This window comes from Peteryoungia wuzhouensis (genome assembly GCF_003205195.1).
GTDB lineage: Bacteria > Pseudomonadota > Alphaproteobacteria > Rhizobiales > Rhizobiaceae > Allorhizobium > Allorhizobium wuzhouense.
The window spans coordinates 294364-312627 of record NZ_QJRY01000001.1; the positions used below are offsets into that span (position 1 = coordinate 294364).

The 18264-nt window shown below is 60.9% G+C and carries 15 protein-coding genes; all 15 read right to left on the reverse strand.

Annotation, left to right across the window (positions count from 1 at the left end; all coding sequences use genetic code 11):
- Positions 1–7: 7 nt before the first annotated feature.
- The 15 genes from DMY87_RS01585 to DMY87_RS01655 are packed head-to-tail and all read right to left on the reverse strand — an operon-like array spanning position 8 to position 18126.
- On the reverse strand, positions 8–814 hold the full coding sequence (locus DMY87_RS01585) for an SDR family oxidoreductase (RefSeq protein WP_245408800.1): 807 nt from the start codon (positions 812–814) through the stop codon (positions 8–10).
- Positions 811–1542, reverse strand: coding sequence for an acylneuraminate cytidylyltransferase family protein (locus DMY87_RS01590; protein ID WP_110789529.1), 732 nt, complete (start codon positions 1540–1542; stop codon positions 811–813). The genes DMY87_RS01585 and DMY87_RS01590 overlap by 4 nt, the downstream gene beginning before the upstream one ends.
- Positions 1535–2539: a Gfo/Idh/MocA family protein gene (locus DMY87_RS01595; protein ID WP_110789530.1), complete on the reverse strand. Its 1005-nt coding sequence runs from the start codon at positions 2537–2539 to the stop codon at positions 1535–1537. The genes DMY87_RS01590 and DMY87_RS01595 overlap by 8 nt, the downstream gene beginning before the upstream one ends.
- Before the next feature lie 5 nt (positions 2540–2544).
- The gene (hisH, locus tag DMY87_RS01600) at positions 2545–3198 is read right to left on the reverse strand and encodes an imidazole glycerol phosphate synthase subunit HisH (RefSeq protein ID WP_110789531.1); all 654 of its coding nucleotides are present in this window, start codon (positions 3196–3198) and stop codon (positions 2545–2547) included.
- A complete protein-coding gene (gene hisF / locus DMY87_RS01605) occupies positions 3195–3956 on the reverse strand; it encodes an imidazole glycerol phosphate synthase subunit HisF (protein WP_110789532.1) in 762 nt (253 codons plus the stop codon). The genes hisH and hisF overlap by 4 nt, the downstream gene beginning before the upstream one ends.
- Positions 3956–5413: an N-acetyl sugar amidotransferase gene (locus tag DMY87_RS01610; RefSeq protein ID WP_245408801.1), complete on the reverse strand. Its 1458-nt coding sequence runs from the start codon at positions 5411–5413 to the stop codon at positions 3956–3958. Before DMY87_RS01610 ends, hisF begins: the two co-directional genes overlap by 1 nt.
- Positions 5392–6141, reverse strand: coding sequence for a glycosyltransferase family 2 protein (locus tag DMY87_RS01615; RefSeq protein WP_205908126.1), 750 nt, complete (start codon positions 6139–6141; stop codon positions 5392–5394). Before DMY87_RS01615 ends, DMY87_RS01610 begins: the two co-directional genes overlap by 22 nt.
- A complete protein-coding gene (locus tag DMY87_RS01620; protein WP_110789534.1) occupies positions 6141–8672 on the reverse strand; it encodes a hypothetical protein in 2532 nt (843 codons plus the stop codon). The genes DMY87_RS01615 and DMY87_RS01620 overlap by 1 nt, the downstream gene beginning before the upstream one ends.
- 13 nt (positions 8673–8685) lie before the next feature.
- A complete protein-coding gene (locus tag DMY87_RS01625; RefSeq protein ID WP_165826123.1) occupies positions 8686–10038 on the reverse strand; it encodes a capsular polysaccharide export protein, LipB/KpsS family in 1353 nt (450 codons plus the stop codon).
- Positions 10035–11420, reverse strand: a complete 1386-nt coding sequence (locus DMY87_RS01630; RefSeq protein WP_110789536.1) for a surface carbohydrate biosynthesis protein — start codon at positions 11418–11420, stop codon at positions 10035–10037. Before DMY87_RS01630 ends, DMY87_RS01625 begins: the two co-directional genes overlap by 4 nt.
- Positions 11404–12696: a hypothetical protein gene (locus tag DMY87_RS01635; protein ID WP_110789537.1), complete on the reverse strand. Its 1293-nt coding sequence runs from the start codon at positions 12694–12696 to the stop codon at positions 11404–11406. The genes DMY87_RS01630 and DMY87_RS01635 overlap by 17 nt, the downstream gene beginning before the upstream one ends.
- A gap of 33 nt (positions 12697–12729) precedes the next feature.
- Complete coding sequence (locus DMY87_RS01640; RefSeq protein ID WP_110789538.1) at positions 12730–14253, reverse strand: lipopolysaccharide biosynthesis protein; 1524 nt, start codon at positions 14251–14253, stop codon at positions 12730–12732.
- Entirely contained in the window at positions 14253–16499 is a 2247-nt protein-coding gene (locus DMY87_RS01645; protein ID WP_110789539.1) for an N-acetylneuraminate synthase family protein, read from the reverse strand. Before DMY87_RS01645 ends, DMY87_RS01640 begins: the two co-directional genes overlap by 1 nt.
- Positions 16496–17179 carry an acylneuraminate cytidylyltransferase family protein gene (locus tag DMY87_RS01650; RefSeq protein ID WP_110789540.1) on the reverse strand — a complete coding sequence of 228 codons (684 nt, stop codon included), beginning with the start codon at positions 17177–17179 and terminating at the stop codon, positions 16496–16498. Before DMY87_RS01650 ends, DMY87_RS01645 begins: the two co-directional genes overlap by 4 nt.
- Positions 17176–18126 (reverse strand): UDP-glucuronic acid decarboxylase family protein, encoded by a 951-nt coding sequence (locus DMY87_RS01655; RefSeq protein WP_425353458.1) that lies wholly within the window; start codon positions 18124–18126, stop codon positions 17176–17178. Before DMY87_RS01655 ends, DMY87_RS01650 begins: the two co-directional genes overlap by 4 nt.
- Between the last annotated feature and the right edge of the window lie 138 nt (positions 18127–18264).

Here is an 18264-nt window from a genome sequence, read left to right on the forward strand (position 1 = left end):
TCCTTCTTCACCAAGCCGTCCAGCCGCCGTCGACCATGAGGTTCTGGCCAGTGACCCAATCCGAAAGATCACTCGCAAAGTAGCACACCGCGCCAACGAAGTCGTCTTCCCTACCCATGCGCCTCAGCGGTGTGCGCGCAATATAGCGCTCGATAAAGGGCGCCGGCTGACCCCGTGAGACGCCGCCCGGGCTCACGCAGTTCACGCGGATGTCCGGCGCAAGGACGGTAGAGAGCCAGCGCGTCATCTGCACGACGCCGCCTTTGCTGACGGCATAAGCAGCAGGGTTCCCCATGGCCGTACCATCGTAGAGCGACATGTCCGGCCCGACATTGCCGTAGATCGACGAGACGTTCACGATCGAACCATGGCCCGAGGCGCGCAACAGTCCGCTGAGCGATTGGCTGATGTGGAAGGCCGCCGTAAGGTTGACTTCGATCGCACGGCGCCAAGTCTCGATGGACTGTTGCTCGAAATCTGTCACCCACCCAGCCAGTCGGCTGTCGCCGACGAAGCCAGCATTGTTGACCAGGATATCGAGCCGGCCGAAGCGATCCATCACCTCGCGTGCCACCTGGTTGCGGTCATCCTCGCTTTCGAGATCGATGCATAGGCATTCGACCCGGGCCCCAACAAGATCGTTCCGGATGCCGTCGGCCGCGGTATCGGCGGCCTCGGCCGAACGGTCGAGAAGGCATACCGTCGCCCCGAGCTCAGCCAACCCAGCGGCGACGGCCCTGCCGATATGGCCCGCGCCGCCAGTGACGACTGCAACCCGCCCTTTAAGCGACATCATCTGCGTGAACGATCTCACGGCGCATTCCTCCCTACATCCCGCCGAATGGTCGCAACGGCTTCAGCAAGACGAAAATCGAACTCGGTGTCGATGTCGGCGGCGCGCTCAACGGGCACCTTAACCGCACTCACTTGGCCGGCAAACAGGCGTTCAGCCGTAAGGATGAACCGGGGTCGAACTGCATAGGCCACGGTGGTCATATCGTAGACGGGCGGCACGTCCTGACGGCGAACAATAGCCCCGTCGGACGGTATGACGATGTCGGCACGCTGCTCCCCGTCGAGGCGCACCATATTGAAGTAAGGGTTTCGGCTGGCTTCGGTGACGGTAATCACCGCGTCCGTCGCCGGGTCGTGCTGAATCCTGTCAATGCAAGCGACGACGTCCTCGACGGCCCGGAAGGGGGACGTCGCCGGTAGGCTGACGAAGCAGTCGAAAGGACCCCGCTCTTCTTTGAACCAAGAAACGGCGTGTCGCCAGGCCAGCCATTCCGGCGAGTCGTCCCGCGCGAGTTCTGCCGGGCGCAGGAAGGGAACCTCCGCGCCATACGCACGGGCGATCGAAGAGATTTCTTCGTCATCAGTCGAGACGATAACCGTCTCGACACCGGGCGTGGCAAAGCCAGTCTCGATCGAGTGGGCGATCAGCGGTTTGCCGTCCAGCAGGCGGACATTCTTGCGCGGGACCCCCTTGGATCCCCCTCGCGCAAAGATGAAGACGATAGTGCGCAGTGCCGCATCAGACATAGTCGATCTTTACCTCTTTTCGCTCGGCCATGGACCGCCGCGCGGCCTCGACCAGGCAAATCACATCCATGCCCTGCCGTCCATCGGGCAAGACGATAGCATCGCCATCCTGCACGGCGGAGAAGAAATCCCCGATCTCATCCAGATAGAGCTGGTTCGGTTCGGCCGGGCGGCATATCTCCCGCATCCAGTTACCAGTTTGCGCGAGATAGAGGTCGAGTTCGCCGGTGATCATGTTGCCGACGATGGTCCCCTCGCTCCCCACGATCCGAAACTGGCGGGTGACAGCGCGCTGGAGAAAGTCGAGATGAACATTCACGATCGGTGCGGCATCGCCATAACGTAGCGTCAGTGAAACGGTATCCTCGACATCGATACCAAGATCGCCAAGCGGCCCGCCGGCGGCGAATACTAGCGCCGGACGACCGAAGAGCCAACAGATGTAGTCGAGTTCGTGACTGAGTTCGAGCAGCGCACCTCCACCGAGATCGCGCCGGGCCGATACGCCCGTCCGGTAGGGCTTTCCAGGACGCCAGTCCGGAAGATACTGCCCGACTTCCGACCGGACCGACAGAACGCGCCCGATGCCGTTTACCGCCAGGATCCCACGCACCTTCTGCAGGAGGGGGTGGAAGCGAAGATTGTAAGCGACGAAAAGCGGCACCCCTGCCGCCTCCGCGTCGGCCACGAGTTGTGGAAGGCCGTCAAGTCGGTCAGCGAAAGGCTTCTCGACCAGCACCGGCACAGCCTGCTTCACCAATGCGCTCGCCGAGGCGAGATGCGCGCTCGCCGGCGAGGCGACAATAGCGGCATCTGGCTTGAAGGCGAGCGCTGACGGCAGGTCGTGAAAGACGCGATCAGCGTCTTCCGCCGCACCTTGGCGGCGCAAAACAGCAAGCTCGGCATCCGGCAGCAAAAGACGCAGATTGCGCAAATGCCGGCGCCCGATGCTGCCGAGGCTGACGATAAGCACCTTCTGGAGCAGCTTTTCCACCATATTCGTCACAGGCTCAGGAAGCGGCGGATAACGGAAAGACCGATCTCGCCGCTGCGCTCGGGATGGAACTGCGTCGCGCAAATATTGCCACGCTGAACCGCAGCACAGATGCGATAGCCTCCGTAGAGGCAGTCGGCAAGCATGTCGCTTTCCTCCGAGGGGCAAGCCGCAAAGGAATGTACGAAATAGACGCTCCCCATCCCGGACTGGTGTCCGGACAGCAGGGTATCGCTCCAGTTGCGCCCCGTCCGCGGTTGGACGAGAGCACTCCAGCCGATATGCGGAACCAGCTGCAGTTCTCCGGTCGTATCCGCCGCAGGAACCTTGACGACCCTGCCGGGTAGAATGCCGAGACCTTGGTGCTCGCCGAACTCCTCGCTCGCCTCGAAGAGCATCTGCATACCGACGCAGACACCAAGGAACGGGCGGCCTGTCTCGGCATGCCGCCGGATCAGGTCGTCGAAGCCCTTTTCGCGCACCGCTCGAATGCTTTTCTCGAACGCACCGACGCCGGGTACGACAAGACGATCCGACGTGCTGGCGTCCGCCGCCTTCTCGACCACGCGAACCTTGGCACCGCAATGACGGAACGCACGGGCGACGTTCAGCATGTTGGCCATGCCGTAGTCGACCAATGTGATCTCGGACTCTTTCGTCATGCAATCCTCGTCGTCATGCCAGCATCGCGAACCGTCTTCCTAATATCGGAGAGCGATAACCGCTTGTAGTGTAATACGTCGGCCATTGACACTGCGGAGCAGCGCGGCAAGGCCAGGACACTACTGACGTGCGCCAAGGCGCCGAGCCCGCCGCTGGCGATCACCGGAACGGGTGCGGCTTGCGTAACCTGATCGATCAGGTCGAGATCATAGCCTTTGCGTGTACCCTCCTGGTCTATGGAGGTTAGCAACACCTCGCCTGCCCCAAGCTCGATGGCACGCTTTGTCCATTCAACGACGTCCAGTCCTGTGCGCTCCCGCCCGTTATCTGTATATGCTTCCCACCGTCCGGGACCAACCAGCTTCGCTTCGATCGACAGAACCGTGGCCTGGGAGCCGAACTCGCGCGAAATCTCTCCAATCAGTTCCGGGCGCTGTACGGCGGCCGTATTGATCGCAACTTTGTCCGCGCCGGAGCGCAAAATGTGCCGCGCATCTTCCACGGACCGGATCCCCCCTCCCACGGTAATCGGAATGAAGACACGGTCAGCTGCCTGTTCGATGATCCTGCTGAGATTATTGCGCCCATAAAGGCTCGCTACGATATCCATGAAAACGAGTTCGTCGGCCCCCTCCTCATAGTAGCGCAACGCAAAGCTGTGGGGGTCACCAACCACACGCAATCCCTCAAGGTGGATACCCTTGATTAGGTTAGGGCCCTTGATGTCAAGGCGCGGGATGATCCGAACTGACTTCATTACTGAGCCCCGGCCGTCACACTACCTACCCCGTGCCAAACGGCATGCCGCAGTTGCCAGCGGTTGCCTTCCCACTTCCAAAGATGTGGACTACGAAAAGTGTCTGCAAGCGTATCGAAATAGTCGCGTGTCATGATCGGTTCTTCGAACATGCGGCTGGCTTCAGGGAACTCCTCCGGCGTAATGCTGAGATAGCGGAATATCTCATCGGCAAAACGCTCCGGCCACTCGTGGTCGAACCGCTTCACAAGTGCGATCCCCTCTTCCCTCGTGATATCTCCAGACCGGATTTCCTGCGCTGCGTCGTAGCTGGCGCGACCAAGGCCGAACTTAACGCCAGTCGTGAAGTAGTGGAAATCATCGATGCGGTCGTCAATGCTGTTATACTTGCTGTAGGTTCCGGGTGTCCGCTCAGGCGATGCCTGGAAGCCACCGTGCTCGACTGCATAGTAATAACAGCTCTGCGGATGCCATCTGAGATAGTAGCCGAGATAGTGCACTTCGACGCCTTGGCGTTCGATCTCGGACGGATCCGCCGGCAGATAAGGGATAAGATCCTGCTGCTCGACACCGAAATGTGCTTTCAAAGCCGGCACAGGGACCCCGCCTAAACTGACTTTGGACTGATCGTCTGAGGTGAAGTAAGACCAATCTCGCTTAGCCGTCTCGGTATCGCCGATCGGGTTGCCATATTCGGCCTCATTCTCTCCGAAGAATACCAGCGGAATTTTGTGTAACAGCGCCATTTTAGGCGCGAGTGACTTCTGGCCGAACATGAAGGCTTGGAACGGGTGGAAGATATTGTCCACTGCCAGCCGCGTCAGCAGCCGGTGGATACGGCCGTTCGGCGTGTTCAGCAGATTATCGTGTCCGGCATGAATCCAGCTCTGGAAATTCTTCCAACCCCATTCGGTATAAATATGCGGCGCCCAAGTGACCGTCAGCGGATGCATACCATATTTCGTGCGCAGAATATGCGATGCGTAGAAGCTGTCTTTTCCACCCGAGCCAGGTACGATGCAATCGTAGCTGCCGTTCCGGCTGCGGTGCGCATCGCAGAGGACCCTCAGCGCATGCTCTCGCGCCTCCCAATCAATTTCCCTCTGCTTCTTCTCAGTGAAACGGCAGGCATCACATACACCTTCAGCGTCGAAATGGATCGTCGCTTTCTTACTGTCCTTGGTGTGTTTATATTCGACGGCCGAGTTGGGCCTCTGATTAGAGATGACGCAACGGACGCAGAAGCGCACTTGCGAGGGCAGGCCGTAACGGGTTTCATGCGCGTGTGCCTCGCCCTCGAAAAGGGCCTTATCAATACTAGTGGGTACCGGAATTCGTTTCATGCCTTTCAGTCCATCCTCGTCTTGGCGTCCGCCCATTTTCGCCCGCAGGCAAACATCTCTAAAACCAACCCCTAAAAGGTCGGTGGCGGTCTTCAGAATCCGCGATATTTCCACCAAGCATTCCAAGCATAGCCACCGAAGGCGACGGCAGAGCGGAAAATGCTGAGATTTTCGACGTCCCTATATGTCTTCCACACCATTCGCACGGATCGCCACTTATTACGAGAGATTGATTGCTCGAGTACACGGTATCGCATCAGGTCCTCGTCATAGCCGAGCGCAACATGTCCCCGCTTAAGGATGCCGAGCCATAGTACAAAATCGTCGTAATACGTTTTGGTCATTGCTAGCGGCCCGGACTTCGAGCTGTCAATCAGAACTGTGGAAGTGGCAATCGCAGTGTTGCCAAGAAGGTCATGGTAGCCAAGTCTCTCAGGAACATGAATCAGCCGACCGGTCCCCTTGCCGTCGGCAGTAATGCGGCGGAAGGCGGTGAAAGAGATCACCGCGTCGTGCGCCTGCATGAAGGCAAGCTGCCGCGAAAGCTTTTCCGGTAGCCATAGGTCATCGGCATCAAGAAAGGCAATATAACGTCCGCGAGCATGATCCAATGCCTTCTGCCGCGCCATTGCCGGCCCGGCATTCGCCTGCCGAATCAGTTGTATGCGCGGATCGGTATCGGCAAACTCCTTAACCACTGCTGCGGTATCATCGGGAGAGCCGTCCTCGACGATTAGCATCTCCCAGCGGGTAAAGCTCTGCGCCTGAACCGACCGGATGGTCTCTCCTATATACGCCATCGCCTTGTAGGCTGGGGTGATGATGGAAATGAGAGGGGCCATCATCGGCACTCCAGTCTGGCCACAAAAGTTTCTTCCATCAGATGCCCACCGGGATATTTCTGCGCGAGCACGGATAACAGGTCATTCGACAGTGCTCTGTGAATCGGGAAATAACTCAACGTTCTGTGATTTGCCAGCCAGTAGACCGTCGACCCATTCACCAGGATTAGGAACTGTCGTTGAATCGAAGCCTCCGCCTCCTTGAGCTGTACTATCGAAGCCACCGCCTCCTTGCGCTGGACTGCTGCAATCACCGGGTCATAGGTTGGCACTAGCCGGTTGTTGTATCCGAGCGTCGTTAGGATGCCGACACCGTCAGCCGCTGGCGACAACCGCCGAATACTGCCGTAATTGTAGAGGCCCGAGGCATTGCTGCTGGCGACCTGCATTAGTCGATGGCATGTCTCGGCGAGCGGCGACGGGGAAAGTACCGTGGTTAGTACCGCCATTAGTTGACTGCTCGCTTCGCTTGACAGCGTGTCGAGATTGGAACTCGCCACTAGCGGATAAAGCCCAGTGCGCGAGCGCATGATCGTCATTGTCTTAGGATCGGAGACGAGGACCTCCCCGCCTCCGGACAGCGTAAGCACCCGGCGCGCCGTTTCGAGATCAGTCCGGTCATAGGCCGCAAGCGACGCGTTTGCCGGCGGCGGCTGGTTCTGGAAGGCATAAGACTTGAAATAGCTACGAGATACAGCAAACTCCATTGCCACAGCCACGACTACGGCGAGAACCAGGGGTAGGTTTCGCCGGCGGCCCCAGGAAAGCGCCAGCAACACCGCAAAAAGCCCAACACATAACGTGACGAGTAGCAGCGGCAGCGCTCGCATCAAGTAGGGCTCCGCGCGTTCGCTAGAAACGAGGAAGGGTATCGCGATCAATAGCAGCAAATAGGAAAGTACTAGGCTCAATAGGCTGCGATAGCTTTTTAGCGCCATCGAGTCGTTAGAAACTATGATGGCAAGTGCGACGGACGCGAGCAGCGTGACGAGGAAAGCCGCCCTATGGACAAAAGGAAAACCGGTGAGGATCAGTACAATGAAGCCGAAAAACAGAAGGGTGATATCTGCCAGAAGATGAATCTCGCGCACATCTTCCGAAGGACTCGGCCCGGGCACCCGCCGCCAAACGAATAGCCGCAGCATGACAAACACGCCGATTACCATCAGTAACACCGCGAGCGGCGAGATTGTGCGCGCCACCTCAAACAGGGCAACGCGCGCGCCGACGCCCGGGGCAAGATCACCATCTATGGCGACATTAGCAAGGCTTTTACCCGTGATCGGCGTTAGCACCAGATCGAAAAGACGGAATAGGCCAAAAATATCGCTTTCTCTGCGGCTAAATACGAGAATCTTTAGACACATCGCCGCCAACAGACTGAGCACCCCGACCGTTGCAAGCACCACGCCCCGGCTTACCGCGATGAAGCGTAGGCGGAGGCTGGATAGCAGTGACAGGCCGCAGACAAGTATCAGCACAAACGCGATAAAGAGTAGTGCACCTCGGTGGAAGGGCAAGGCAATAACGGTTAGCACTACAACCGGCCAAATCTGAACCAAAAGTGATGGCCGCGTCAGATTGCCCGCCAGCACAAGGACGACTGTGAGAGAAATCGCCATCTCGACCGGCACCTTCGTCACGGCAAAGCCGATCAGCAGTGCGGGTACCACGGCCAGAAGCTTCACGCTGGTGACCGCGCTTGACATCGTGCGGTCACGCTGCGGCAGCAGCACCGAGAGCAGCACGATCACCACCATCTCGGCCATTGAACTATTGGTAGGATTAGATAGGGGGAACTGCGCCAGTGCGATCGCCAGCGCACTGAAGGCCATGCGGCGATTCGGCAGTAGGCGTTCGATACAGCAGAGCAACGTTGCGATCTGAAGCGGAGCCATAGCTAGTGGCCAAACCCACTCCGCGTCCAGCGGATCGGCGCCCGTTAGCCGCATCAGCATACCTAGAAACAACTGCTGGAACGGAATGTAGGAATTTGCAGCAAAGGGGTTAAGAATCTGGGAACGCGCAAATTCGAAGGCGGCGCCATGGAAATGGCTGCGTTGGAACAGGTCAGTTATCGGATAGTCGGAATAAATCCAAATACCATAAGCATAGCGCAAGACGACGAGCGGCAGCGCAATTGCACAGACAAGCAACAGCGGCGAAACCGCCTCGCGCGGGATGGCGAGCAGCGGGCGCATGCGCAGCCAGCCGGCAAGGGCGGAAAGCCACAGCCCCGCCATCAGCAGGCCCGGCCTCGGCGGATCGGCCAGGAGGCGCTCGGAGGCGACGAAGAGGAGGATGAACAGAAAGAGGCCGACGAAATAGGCAAGAAGAAGAGCCTGGAGCGCGGTCAGGCCTGCCGGCCGGCGGCCGGTCACGCCATAGGCCGCGCAAAGACCGAGCCCGGTCGGCAGCAACAGGAGGCTGGGCGCCGTCAGGAGGACGGCCGCCAGCGACGGCATCGGCCGGACCACTGGCAGGACGCCGGCCAAGAGCAGAAGCACGATGATGGCGAGTGGGCGGTTCACCCTGTTGCGCTCCTTACCTTTTTTCGGCGTCGAGCACGCCGAGCAGCGAAGCGGCGAATTCGGCGACGTTTTCTTCCCGCACGTCGTAGAGCTCGCCGGGCACGCTCGCCGACCAGACATCCTGAAGGAAGCGGTTTACGTCCTCTTCGTCGGGCAATGCGGCGCCGGCAAGGCGGTCGGGAAGATCCCGCAACGCATCCACCACCGTCACGAGCCCGCTGTCGCGATAGAAAGAATCGCCGAGCGCAAGCACCGGCCGGCAATAGAGCAGCGCCTCCGCGCCCGCCTTGGAATTGACCGTGACGACGGTCTCCGCCCGGCGCAGTACCTCATGGTTGTTGATGCCCGGTGAGAGCAGGACGAGATTGTCGTGGCGGCGCATCAGCTCGACCACGCGGGCGGCCGGCAGCGCGCCAATCAGCGCGGGGTGCTCTTTGATGACGACCTTGCGGCCACCCGGCGCCACCCGGCAGAGGAAATCGATGAGCGAGAGCTGATCGAGATATTCCGGCGAGCGGATCGTCAGGGCGAAATCGGCGGGAACATGCAGCGGATAGTAGAGGAACGGGCTTTCGTCCGGGATCTGCGCATAGAATTTACGCAGCTTCGCGGCGTTCATCGTCATGCGCACATGCCGGCGGACATGGCCGCCGATATGCTGGAATTCCTCCTGCTGCTTCAGCACATGCTTCTGGACCAGTTTTTCCACCAGCCGCCGCCAGTTCTTGGGATCGGTGAGCTTGCGCATGGCGCCGCGGTAATGCAGCGCATCCTTCACCGGGATGACGACCGTCTGGCTGTCGCGGATACGGCCGAGCACGGCCAGAACCTCGGCGCCCGCGCTACCGGCGCTGCGCCCGATGCGCGGAGCGGAGAAGCTGTCGCGCGTCAGGAAGAAGCGTCCCTTGAAGAAGGACGGCTCGATGAAGTAGTTCGAGACGCCGTGGCGTTGCGCGACGAAGTAGGCGGCAAGAACCGAGGTGAAGCCGCCGAGTTCCTGCACCACGACGATTCTGCGTCCCTCGCCGGCGAGCGTCGCGAACACCGCCTCCATCGCGGCAAGATGCCGGCGGAACTTCAAGAGCAGCGCCTGCGTGTCGCGGATCTCGTAGGCGGCCTTCTCGTGGGCGATCAGCAGCGCCGGGTTCTCGATGCCATAGGCTTCGAAAGACGGTAGATCGCCGCTGCGGGAAAGCTCGAACGGATTGAACACCCGGTGTGCGGCCTTCCTGAGTTCGCTTACCGAGCCCTCGTGGAAGCAGACATGCACAACGTCCCTGCCGGCCGCGCGCACAGAGGGTTCGAGCGCGGCGAAGAACGCAGACTGGTTGCCAGCAAGGCTGACGAAGACGACGGTGTCGCTCATGCGGGAAGTATCTCGATTGTGCTGAGCGCCATGCCGGTCAGCCTGTTGCGCGCCGGCCGGGCGCGATAGCGGGGGCCGCCGGAGACCCGTGCGTAAAGGTCGAGCAGGGATTGCACATCCTCCGACTGGATGTCCTTTCCCTTGCGCGAGGCCGCGAACCGGCCGCGCAACGTGCCGACGAGACGGCTGCCGAACGCGGCGGACGCCATTCCCTGCAGGGCTTGGCCGGCGGAGGGAGCCGCTCGCCCTCCGCGTATCGCATGGGAAAAGCTGGCGCGCGGCGTGCCGGCGGGAAGCCCCGCCAGCGTGGACGCGACACATTCGGCCGCCGCTCCGTCCGCGCGGTGGAACCACGGCTCGATCTCGGCGAAGGCCTCATCGTGGTCGAACGCCGTCCTGCTTTCGACGAGGCCTTGCACCGTCTCGACCAGCTCCTGGCGCGAGCGGGGCCTGAGGCTGAGGCGCGAGGGCAGCGGCGTATGGTCGAGAAGCAGATCGGTGTTGAGATATTCAAGCGAGACCGGCACCTTCCTCTGCAGAAGCGCATCGACGGACGTTCCGCAATTGAGATGCACGACGCACTTGGCCTCGTGGATCATGTTGAGCACGTCGCCGCTTCCATCCACCTCGATATTGGCGATGCCGGCGAAGCGGCGCTGGTAGCGCTCCAAGTTCTCGAAGGGGTGGGGGCGCACGATAACGGGCTGCTGCGGCATGGCCCCCGCCATGGCCTCGATCTCGTCCAGGTAGCGCGGGAAGACGTCTTCCAGTTCGCGGAACCATTGCGTGATGTAGGCGTCGGACCAGCCGAGCGACCGGAAGATCTGCTTTTCGGCTTCGCTGGACCGCGTGAAGGCGGGATTGATGGCGGAGAAGTTCGTGTTCACCAGCACGAAGCCCGAGCGCTGGTAGGCAAGGGCGACATTCCACGGCGGCGCGCAGAGGTCGTAGCGCGGACATCCCGTGAGATGGAGCTGTTCGGGCCGAAATCCGCCGTTTTGCAGAAAGGCCTTCCGGACGGCGTCGCCCCAGAAGAAGTAATGGTCAACCAGAGCGGAAAGGCCCGAGTCCCGCAGCGAGGCTGCCCAGGTGTTCGGCTCGCGCAGGCCCTTGCGCGACAGGATGCCGCCTTCCGTATCCATCACGGCGACGCGGATGCCGAGTTCCCGATAGGAGCGGGCAAGTTCCTCGTTGCTCTGGCGAATATAATTCAGCAGCACGAAATCCGGCGCCAGCAGCGGAATGTCGTATCCCTGCGCATACATCGGCACGACATGCGCGCGGCAGCCCTTGCGGGCAAGCTGGTAGGCCGTCAGGACGACGCCGCGCAGGTCCCGCTTCGGATTGTCGACGACCAGGGCGACGCTATTGGGCTGCGGCATCGTTCTTTCCAATCGCGTTCAGAACATAGCGCTCGACTTCCTTCGAGCAGGAGCGATCGGCCGGTATGTGGAAGATGCCGCGGATGACGGCATATCGCTCTTCCGCGGACGCGGTCGTCTGCAAATCGCCCCGCGCCGCCTCGTCGATGAGCGCGTCGAACGCCTCCGGCCCGCGCGGGAAGTCGATGACTTTCGCCGCGACCGGATCGGCCGGATCGAACATGAGCTCTTCGGAAGGCCGCATGGCATCGCCCCAATAGGGTACCGCAGTCCGGCCCTTGCAGAACTGTGCTTCCAGCACGGAGAGGGAATTGAACCCGACAACGAGGCGCGCGCGCGGCAGGAGGGACGTCAGCGGGACCTGATGGTCGATCTCCACGAAATGCTCCAGCGGCTCCCCAGCGCTGCGGATCTCGTCGCTGTCGCCGATATTCTTGGCCTTGACGACGAACCGCACGCCCGAGCCGGCATGGCGCTGCGCCGCCGCGAGGAACAGGCGCAGGACCTCCTTGAAGGAGTTCGGCGCGCGATAATCGGGGTCGCGGTAGCTGAGCAGGACGATCGTGTCGCGCTTGACCCTCTCGACGTCGATGTCGCGCCAGATATCAAGCCTGGGCGGTCCCGTGACGACGATCTGGTCCGGTGTACAGGCGCCGCTCTCAATGAAAATCCGGCGCGTCGAATCGCCAAAGAGCGCGATGGAGTTCCCCTCGTAGCGAAAGCCCGTATAGTATGCGCGCACCGTGCGCTGCTCGATGGGAAGGCACATGTGCTCGCGGCAGAGGCCGAGGAAGGGGACGCCGTGGCGCTTCGCCCCCAGTCTTGCGCTTTCCGCCTGCCAGTAGTCGATATGGGATGTCATGAACGCATCGACCGGCGTGCGGGCGCGAAGCGCACGGACGAGCTCATCGCCGAAAGCATCGAGCCGGCTCCAGGCGCGCGCATAGCGGTCTCCGCGGAACGCCTGGTACTTGGTCTGGAAGCGCATCTCGGGCGGGCACCAGGCGCTCTGGGCATGACCGAGAAACTCGTTGTTGACGTAGACCCAGTTCAGGTCCGTCCTCTTCCTGAGTTCGATGAGGTCCTTGCTGAAGAGCGGCCGCGTCAGCGCAACGACCGTCGGCCGGCCGGGCACGTACCCGCCGAAATCCGCCCGCCCGACGATGAACTGCGCAGCAAAGCGGGGTCCCGCCAGGCGGCAGGCGGTGGAAAGGGCGGTGATCTTCAGCTTCTCGACCAACCGACGCACGCGGGCGTCCCAAGGCAGTTCCTGCATGCGTCTTTCCCGGCTCAGGGGCCCCTCAGCGGTTCACGACCGCAGCCGGCCCAGGCTTCGTTTCAAAAACTCTTCGTTCGCCCGGCGCAAATCCGGGGGGACCGCGAGATAATAGATGCCGGCTCCGATGAGAAGCGCGACGAACGCAGCCTGTGCGACGAGCACAAGCACCCCATCTACCGGAGCGATAGACCGAATTCCCAGGCTCAGCAAGAACGCAAACACCGCGACGAGGAGGAATCTGGCCGCAAAAGCGCTCCACATGGCAAGGTTCACCTCATACTCCCGCACCTGCAGCCGCCAGTAGGCGGGTATGGTGAGCGCCTGCGAGACGACGAGCGCGACGACGAAGGCCCGCCAGGTCAACCAGGGATAGAGGCCGATCGCAAGCATGAAGTAGCCCACGGTCGTCAGCATGGACAGCCGGTTTATCGCACCGGCTGCCGAGCGGCGCGACATGAGCATGGTCGATCCAATCCCGATCGTGGCGACAAGGATCGGCCAGACGAGCGCAACTCGAAGGTAGAGGGACAGCTCCGCATCGGTGATGCCGATCCAGTAGCGCAGCACGTCAGCGCTGAAGATCATGATGGTCACGGACAGCATCGCTACGAGACCCACGACCAGCGTTGTCCCCTCTTCGACGACGCGCCGCGCCGATGCCCGGTCGCCAAGCGCATCGGCGCGCGCCGCAAACGGCAGCAGCGCGCCGTTGAACATGCCGCTCACCGTCTTCAGCACCTTCGGAATGCGCATGACGATCTCGTAGCTGCCGACGGTCGCCACGGTGGAGAAAATGCCGAGCACAATGGACGGCCCGAAATTGAGCAGCATGGAGAAGAACTTGCCGGAGAAGAGCTGGAAAGCGTGCGCAAGGAAGGCCGCATTGCCGGACCAGATGTCCCGTGCCCCGAAGGACACGCCACTGCCGCCGCCGAAAAGCACGAGCCCGACGTAAAGCGCGCTCCTGACATTCCAGATCCAGACATAGGCGAGCGCGGCATCGACGCTCGTCGTATCGTAGGCGACGAGCATGACGGCAACGACGGCGAGATAGCTGAGATTGCCCAGCACCTCGACGGAGCGCACCAGGGCGAACCGCTCGCTGCCCTCGAAGGCGCCTCGGAGGACGCTGCCCGTAAGCTGCAGCGGCAGCGACAGCGCACTGACGAGTACGAGCTGTTCGAGAGCCGGTCGGCCCGCATTTGCCGAATGGAAGATGAGATCGACGATGCCGCCGGCGAAAAGCCACAGCACGGCGGCGGCAACCGCACCGATGGCGGCGGCCATCAGGCTGGCGGCCAAGACCCGGCGGGCGATCTGCGTCAGGTCCCCGGTCGCGCGCGCTGCGGCGACTGCCCGCGTCGTCACCTCCGGTAAGCCCGCCTCCAATAGGCCGAGAACGCCGCTCGGCAGCAGCAGCCTTGCCAAGATGATGAGGCCGTAGCCGTCGAGGCCGTAGCCCCGCACGAGCACCGTGACGGCGACGAGCGACAGGATCGTGTTTAGGCCGAAAGCCGAAATGTTGTAATAGGTATTTCGCGCGAGCGAACCCATCAGAACCACGTTTCGAGACGGTCGAGGGCGACCCAGAAGCCCTCGCCCTCATTCTTGTGCCCCTGCCAGATCTCGGGGATGAAGGACGCATCCGGCGCCTTGCGCTTGAGGACATCCGCCACCATGCCGAAATCCATGCTGCCCTCGCCGATCTGCAGGCCTTCGCCATCCACGCCTTCCGCATCGACGATGTGGAGATGGGCCGAATAGCCGGCGACCTCTTCCAGAAAATCTTTGAAGGAGACGCCGAGATGGCTGCACGAGAGCTGCGAATGCGAGACGTCGAGGCAGATGCGGTAGCCGTGCTTCTCGCAGAAGGCCTTGATGTCGTCGGCGCTGACGAGGAGGTTGTGGTAGCGCTGGCCCCCGAAATGCCACGGATAGGGCGGCATGGTCTGCGGGATAATCTCGACGCCGGCGCTGTCGACCTGTGACAGGCTCTGCGCGATCAGGTCGTAAAGTTCGCCGTGCTGCTCCTTCGGGATGAACCCGTCCAGGCTGAACCCACCGGCATTGATGATGATCGGCGGGCGCCTCGCGCGGGAGAAATAGGGTGCGAGGCGGCGCGTGACGTCCACGACGCGCTGGAGTTCGCGGATCGAATGCTCGCGATAGGCGGGGTCCGGCGAACAAAGGTCCATGATGTGATCGCCCGCAAAAAGCTCCGGGCTGTGCACGACCAGATCGAGGTCGTAGGTACCGGAGAAATACTTCTCCAGCGGCTCGTCGAGATCCTTATAGCTGAGATGGAACTCCAGCAGGTCGAAGTTCGACGCGGCAGCCATCCTGCCCATGTCGTGATAGCGCACGGGAATGCCGAACGGCCGGTTGAACCGGTAGTTCCGTGCCGAAACCGCGACCGCGTCCACGTCGGACGGAAAGAAGAAGTCGCCCGCCTTGAAATCGCGCCGCGCGGCAAGGCCGACAAGCTCGCGCTTGCGGTAAGGCGTTAGGCCCTTGCCCGGGCTGCGCGTCTCGATCATCTCGTCGGCAATGGTCTCGCCGCGCTTGAGATCGCGGTTGATGACGAGGCTCTTTCCCAGAACCTCGCGGTTCATCATCTCGCCCTGGGTGACGCGGCGAGTCTCCTTGGCGCCCAGCGCCTCCTCGACCTCGCGGATGCCCTGCACCATCGCCTTGAACTCGTCCGGCAGCAGGCTGACGCGGTGGTCGTTGCCCTCCATGTTGCGGTCGAGCGTGAAATGTTTCTCGACGACGCGCGCGCCCTTGGCGACGGCCGCGATGGCCACGGCGATGCCGCGCTCATGTCCCGAATAGCCGACCGGGCAATCGCCGATGCGCTTCAGCCGGTCGATATAGTTGAGGTGGATGTCCTTGAACGGCGCCGGATAGGTCGAATTGCAGTGCAGGAGCACGTATTTAGCATTGAGGCGCCGCAGGACGCGCACCGCATCGACGATTTCGCCCTCGTTGGACATGCCCGTCGAGCAGATCAGCGGCCTGCCGGTGCGCGCCATCGCCTCCAGCAAATCGTGATTGGTGAGGTCCGCCGAGGCGAGCTTGAACGCCGGCATGCCGTAGCGGTCGAGACGCTCCAGACTCTCGCGGTCCCACGGCGTGCAAAGGGGCATGATGCCCCTTTGCTTGCAGTAGTCGAAGACCTTGAACATGTCGTCCGAGGAAAGCTGGAAGCGCGAGAGCAGGTCAAGCGTATACTGCGCACCGAGATCCTCGCTGGAATCGGTGGGATTGCCCTCGTTGCGGTAGAGCGAGGCCATGTCGCGCATCTGGAACTTCGCGCAGTCCGCGCCCGTCCCGATCGCCTCGTCGACCATGCGATAGGCAAGCTCAAGGCTGCCGTTGTGGTTGTTGCCGATCTCGGCGATGATGAAGGCGGGCTGGTCGTCGGCGATCACGAAATCGCCTATGCGCATCTCCGCCGGCTCGCGCTTGGCGATGGCGACAAGATGGTGGTGCTTGTCGAGCAACGGGATGACCTGGATGCGCTCGCTGAAGGTCGCCTCGATCTCGTCGTGCGAGGCGTCGAGCGGTAGGCTCGTAAACTGCTTGTTGCTGACGAGGCTGACTGCAACGTCCAGATTCACATGATGGGAACCGGTCAACCAGCGCCTGACGTCACCGTCTGTCAGTACACCTTCCAGCTTACCGGTCTCAGAGACTGAAAAGACGACACGGCTCTTATTCTCGTTCATCCGCCGCAAGGCGCTTACTAGCGAGTCCTCACAAAAGACAATATATTTCGAAAGATTTCTTTCGATAATCATAACGCGCTAGCTCCTGACATGAAGGCGGAGACAATCTGAAAGTCCGATAAGCTATCGATTTCCCAGCTTTCTTCCTCGGTCATCATAAACATGGCAATTTTGCCACCGAGGCGATTCTTTTCCTTACGGAAGAGGTCGGTTTTCGTAATGTAGATAGAGCCAGTCTCGCGATACCATCGGTCCACGGAGCGGATGTCCTGCCTGCGAGGACGGTCGCGGAAATCATAAAGAGCCTCGGGGGCGGCAGGATTACGCCAGAAGAAGTGGTGGTTCTCGCAGACGGAGAGCAGGCTGTCCGCACCTTCCGTCTCGAAGGTCGAAATCGCCGCCTTCACTGCACCCGGCTTTCGGAAGGGCGACGTTGGCTGCAAGAGGATGACCGCTTCGAAGCATTGCCCTTTCGCCTCATAATGGTTGAGCGCGTGAAGCAGTACCGGCTCGGTTGCCATCGTGTCGGTGGCAAGCTCAGCCGGCCGCAGGAAGGGAACTTCAGCTCCATAAGCCGCGGCGACGGCGGCAATCTCCTCGCTGTCTGTGGAGACAACGACTCTCACATCCTCGACCCCAAGGGCGGCTGCAATGCTCCAGGCAATCAACGGGCGACCAGAAATGTTTCGGATATTCTTGCCCGGCACCCCTTTTGAGCCGCCACGCGCCGGAATGATCGCGAGATAGGTCATGCAAGCGTCCTGAAATAATTGATCGTTTTCTCTAGGCCCTCGCGAAGGGCGACCTTCGGGTGCCAGCCGAGCGATGCGCGCGCCCGCTCAATATCAGGCCGCCTCTGCGCTGGATCATCGGAAGGAAGCGGAAGAGAGCGCACAACCGAGGCGGAACCGGCAAGGTTCGCGACTAGGTCCGCCAGCTCGCGGATCGTAAATTCATCCGGATTGCCGAGGTTAATCGGACCGCTGACGTCGTCACCAGAATTCATGAGCCGAACAAAGCCCTCTATCAAGTCATCGACATAGCAGAACGAGCGTGTTTGCATACCTTCCCCATAGATCGTCAGCGCCTCCCCACTTAGAGCCTGCACAACGAAGTTCGAAACGACCCGACCGTCATTAGGATGCATGCGCGGTCCGTAGGTATTGAAGATGCGCGCAACCTTTATCCTCACTCCGTGCATGCGCTGGTAATCGAAGAAGAGAGTTTCGGCCGCACGCTTACCCTCGTCGTAACAGGCGCGAAGCCCGATGGGATTGACATGACCCCAGTAGCTCTCGACCTGCGGGTGGACCTGCGGATCGCCGTAAACTTCGCTCGTGGACGCTTGAAAAATCTTGGCACCTGTCCGCTTCGCCAAACCAAGCATGTTCTGGGCCCCCAGCACGCTGGTTTTCATAGTGTAGATGGGATCGCGCTGATAATGGATCGGCGAAGCAGGACAAGCGAGGTTGTAGATTTCGTCAACTTCCACCATCAAGGGCTCGGTCACATCGTGACGCAGCATCTCAAAATTAGGATGGCCTAGCAGGTGTCGCACGTTGTCCCGCGTGCCAGAGTAGAAGCTGTCAATGCATAGAACCTCCGCGCCGTCAGCAAGGAGCCGTTCGCAAAGGTGGGAGCCTAGAAATCCCGCCCCACCCGTAACGAGAATCCTTTTGCGATTGGCTATTCGCTTCATTTCGAGCCCCCTTGCTAAGGCATAATGCCACCAGGATCCGTCTCGGCTGTATGGCCCAGCCAACCCATAGATTCGTGAACAGATGCGTGTGGCTGATAAGCATTAACGACGAGGTTGTCTACAAGATGTGAAGGGCAA